Raw genomic sequence first — 303 nt, forward strand, 5'->3', positions numbered from 1 at the left:
CGTACTGGTTGGCCATGCCTTCCTTGTGCCCCAGTTCCTTATCGATGGCCAGACTCTTGCGGTACATGGATTCGGCCTGATCCGGATCGCCGCGGATTTGATAGAGGATGCCCAGGTTGCCATAGTCACTCGCCATGCCTTTCTTGCGTCCCAGCGCTTCATCGATGGCCAGGCTCTTGCGGTACATGGATTCGGCCTGTGCCAGATCGCCGCGGGTTTGATAGAGATTGCCCAGGTTGCCGTACTGGTTGGCCATGCCTTCCTTGTGCCCCAGTTCCTTATCGATGGCCAGACTCTTGCGGT

1 protein-coding gene is annotated in these 303 nt (G+C 57.8%); it reads right to left on the bottom strand.

Going from position 1 to position 303, the window contains the following annotated elements; translation table 11 throughout:
* Window positions 1-303 (bottom strand): tetratricopeptide repeat protein (locus BQ17_RS13575; protein WP_141699273.1); only part of this gene is annotated, 303 nt, incomplete at both ends.

It is taken from the genome of Candidatus Thiosymbion oneisti (assembly GCF_900092655.1).
In the GTDB taxonomy this organism is placed as follows: Bacteria; Pseudomonadota; Gammaproteobacteria; order Chromatiales; family Chromatiaceae; genus Thiosymbion; species Thiosymbion oneisti.